This is a genomic window from Streptococcus sp., from assembly GCF_019414905.1.
Lineage (GTDB): Bacteria > Bacillota > Bacilli > Lactobacillales > Streptococcaceae > Streptococcus.
This window is the reverse complement of record NZ_DXLC01000213.1, coordinates 1-4,033: the sequence shown is the minus strand read 5'-3', so window position 1 is coordinate 4,033 and position 4,033 is coordinate 1. Positions and strand designations below refer to the sequence as shown.

3 protein-coding genes are annotated in these 4,033 nt (G+C 42.5%); all 3 read left to right on the top strand.

Annotation, left to right across the window (positions count from 1 at the left end):
- Nucleotides 1–448: CPBP family intramembrane glutamic endopeptidase (locus tag QZ359_RS06400; RefSeq protein WP_293964274.1), on the top strand; the 448-nt coding region annotated here is incomplete at its 5' end.
- Nucleotides 449–577: 129 nt separating this feature from the next.
- On the top strand, nucleotides 578–3,853 hold the full coding sequence (gene rexB, locus QZ359_RS06395) for an ATP-dependent nuclease subunit B (RefSeq protein WP_293964272.1): 3,276 nt from the start codon (nucleotides 578–580) through the stop codon (nucleotides 3,851–3,853).
- A partial coding sequence (locus tag QZ359_RS06390; protein WP_293964270.1) for a UvrD-helicase domain-containing protein occupies nucleotides 3,850–4,033 on the top strand: 184 nt, incomplete at its 3' end. The genes rexB and QZ359_RS06390, both read left to right, overlap by 4 nt.

The window sequence follows — 4,033 nt, the reverse complement described above, 5'->3', positions numbered from 1 at the left end:
GTATTTTATTTACCTTTTACTGGGCTACATCATTTCGTATATGTCTGACTTCCTCTTTTCGTATTTCATATCCCTGTCTTCAAATCAGATTTCTTTGAATGAAACGGTAGAAATGATGGGGAGACAGGAGTTCCCTTATTTCTTGCTCATCGTTTGCTTCATCTCCCCTATTGCTGAGGAATTGATTTATCGCGGTGTGCTTATGACAACCTTTTTCAAAAACTCGCCTTGGTACGGAGATGTCTTGCTTTCTGCTATTATTTTCGGTTATATTCATATCAATTTTGCTTTAACTCCTCTTGCTTTTTTCATTTATGCTAGTGGAGGTCTTATTTTAGCTCTCTTGTATCGTATGACTAAAAATCTCTATTATCCAATACTAGTTCATATTCTCATCAATATCACTGCTTTCTGGAATGTGTGGTTACTCCTATTTTCAGGAAGTTAGCTTACTAAAACAATGTTGGAACTTTCCGGCATTTTCTTTTCAACAGGTGAGCAAGAACTGATTATTTTCAGACTTGGCTGGCTAATCATGGTATAATAAAAGGTAATGAAAAATTCCAACGAGGCAGAGATGAAATTACTTTATACTGATATTCGGACTTCTTTGACAGAAATTTTAACAAGAGAGGCGGAGGAGTTAGTTGCTGCTGGCAAGCGGGTCTTCTACATCGCTCCCAACTCTCTTTCTTTTGAAAAGGAACGTGCCGTGCTGGAATGCTTGTCCCAGCAGGCTTCTTTTGCGATTACCGTCACGCGCTTTGCACAGATGGCTCGTTATCTGGTCTTGAATGACTTGCCTGCCAAGACCAGTCTTGATGATATTGGTCTTGGGATGGCTTTTTATAAGTGTCTTGTGGCACTCGATCCCAAGGATTTACGTGTTTATGGAGCTATCAAACAGGATCCTCAATTTATCCAGCAGTTGATTGAGCTTTACCACGAGATGACCAAAGCTCAGATGAGTTTTTTGGACTTGGAGAGTTTGACGGATGAGGACAAGAGGGCCGATTTAGTCTTGATTTTTGAGAAGGTAACGGCTTACCTCAATCAAGGTCAGTTGGCTCAGGGAAGTCAGTTGTCCCACTTGATTGAGGCTATTGAGAATAACAAAGTTAGTAGTGATTTTACTCAAAGCGCCTTGGTTATTGATGGATTTACCCGTTTTTCTGCCGAAGAAGAGCGAATTGTGGACTTACTTCATGGCAAGGGTGTTGAGATTGTCATTGGAGCCTATGCTAGTAAGAAAGCTTATGCCAGTCCATTCTCTGAAGGCAATCTCTATCAAGCTAGTGTGGAGTTTCTCCATCATCTAGCCTCTAAATACCAAACGCCTGCTCAGGACCGTTCTCAGTCTCATAAGAATATGGATAGTTTTGACAAGGCCTCTCGTTTGCTAGAAGCGTCTTATGACTTTACAGAGCTCACTTTGGATGTCGATGAGAAAGACCGTGAAAACTTACAAATCTGGTCTTGCTTGACGCAAAAGGAGGAGTTGGAGTTGGTAGCTCGTAGCATTCGTCAGAAATTACATGAAAATGCAGACCTGAGTTACAAGCATTTTCGTATTCTCTTGGGGGATGTAGCTTCTTACCAATTATCTCTAAAAACGATTTTTGACCAGTATCAGATTCCTTTCTATCTTGGTAGAAGCGAATCCATGGCGCATCATCCCTTGACACAGTTTGTCGAGTCTATCTTGGCTTTAAAACGCTATCGTTTCCGTCAGGAGGATTTGATAAACCTTCTCAGAACAGGTTTGTATACCGACCTTAGTCAGGCTGATATTGATGCTTTTGAGCAATATATCCGTTATCTTGGTATCAATGGCTTGCCAGCCTTTCAGCAAACCTTTACCAAATCCCACCATGGAAAATTTGATTTAGGGCGTTTAAATGCTCTTCGTCTGCGTATTTTAACACCTCTTGAAACTCTTTTTGCTAGCCGAAAACAAAAGGCTGAAAATCTCTTGCAAAAGTGGAATGTCTTTCTAAAAGAATGTTCAGTAACCAAACAGTTGCATGACTTAACAGCCACTATGGAAGCTGTAGAACAGGAAAGACAGACTGAAGTTTGGAAGGCTTTCTGTCATGTTTTAGAACAATTTGCGACTGTTTTTGCTAGTTCACAGGTTAGTCTAGAGGACTTCCTAGCCTTGCTCCATTCTGGAATGAGTTTGTCCCAATACCGTACCATTCCAGCGACAGTGGACACTGTTCTGGTGCAGAGTTACGATTTGATTGCTCCTCTGACTGCTGACTTTGTCTACGCCATTGGGTTGACTCAGGACAATTTACCAAAAATCGCGCAGAATACCAGCCTTTTGACAGATGAAGAAAGACAAAATTTAAACCAAATGACTGAAGAGGGGAGTCAATTGCTGATTGCCAGCAGTGAAAACCTCAAGAAAAATCGCTATACCATGCTTTCCTTGGTCAATTCTGCGCGTAAGAAGTTGGTCTTGTCGGCTCCAAGCCTTTTTAATGAAAGTGAAAGTAAGGAGTCAGCCTATCTGCAAGAGCTAGTCCATTTTGGATTTAGGCGGAAAGAAAAAAGGATGAATCACAAAGGGCTGTCTAAGGAAGATATGGGGTCCTATCACAGTCTTTTGTCCAGTCTGGTTGCCTATCACCAGCAGGGCGAGACGAGTGATAGGGAGCAAGATTTGACCTTTGTCAAGGTGCTGGCGCGTGTCATGGGTAAAAAGTTAGACCAGCAAGGTCTGGAAAATCCAGCCTTCCCAACCAGCCCAAGCAGTAAACCCTTAGCAAAGGACACCTTACAAGCTCTCTATCCTGCTGATCAGGAGTTTTACCTGTCTACCTCCGGTTTGACGGAGTTTTACCGCAATGAATACAGTTATTTTCTTCGCTACGTTTTAGGCTTGCAAGAAGAATTGCGCCTGCGTCCAGATGCCCGTAGTCACGGGAATTTCTTACACCGTATTTTTGAACGAGCCTTGCAGTTGCCTGACGAAGATCCCTTTGACAAACGTCTAGAACAAGCTATTCAAGAAACCAGTCAAGAGCGAGAATTTGAGGCTATTTATCAGGAAAGTTTGGAAGCCCAGTTTACCAAGGAAATTCTGCTTGATGTGGCGCGGACAACTGGACATATTCTCCGCCATAATCCAGCTATTGAAACTATCAAAGAAGAGGCGAATTTCGGTGGAAAAGACCAAGCCTTTATTCAATTAGACAATGGACGCAGTGTCTTTGTACGAGGCAAGGTTGACCGGATTGACCGTTTGAAAGCTGATGGAGCGATAGGGGTAGTAGACTACAAATCCAGTCTGACTCAGTTCCAGTTTCCTCATTTCTTTAATGGCCTCAATTCCCAGTTGCCAACTTACTTAGCTGCACTAAAAAGAGAAGGGGAGCAGAACTTTTTCGGCGCTATGTACTTGGAAATGGCTGAACCAGTCCAATCTCTGATGGCCGTTAAAAGTCTAGCAGGTGCAGTAGTAGAAGCTAGCAAGTCAATGAAATACCAAGGCCTCTTTTTAGAAAAAGAAAGCAGTCATTTGGGCGAATTTTATAACAAAAACAAGGCTAATCAGCTGACGGATGAGGAATTCCAGCTCTTGCTGGACTACAATGCCCAACTTTACAAGAAAGCAGCTGAGAAGATTTTAGAAGGCCAGTTCGCCATTAATCCTTATACCGAAAATTGCAGAAGTATTGCACCGTATGTTCAGCAACATCAAGCCATTACAGGGTTTGAAGCCAATTACCACTTGGGTCAAGCCCGTTTCCTAGAGAAGTTAGACTTGGCTGACGGCAAACGTCTGGTCGGAGAAAAACTCAAGCAAGCTTGGTTTGAAAAAATAAGAGAGGAGTTGAATCGATGAAGCCCATTCCCTTTTTAAGTGAGGAGGAAATTCAAAAACTGCAAGAAGCAGAAGCGCATTCGAGCAAGGAACAAAAGAAAACTGCCGAGCAAATTGAAGCGATCTACACTTCTGGCCAGAATATTCTAGTCTCAGCATCGGCTGGTTCTGGGAAAACCTTTGTCATGGCCGAGCGTATTC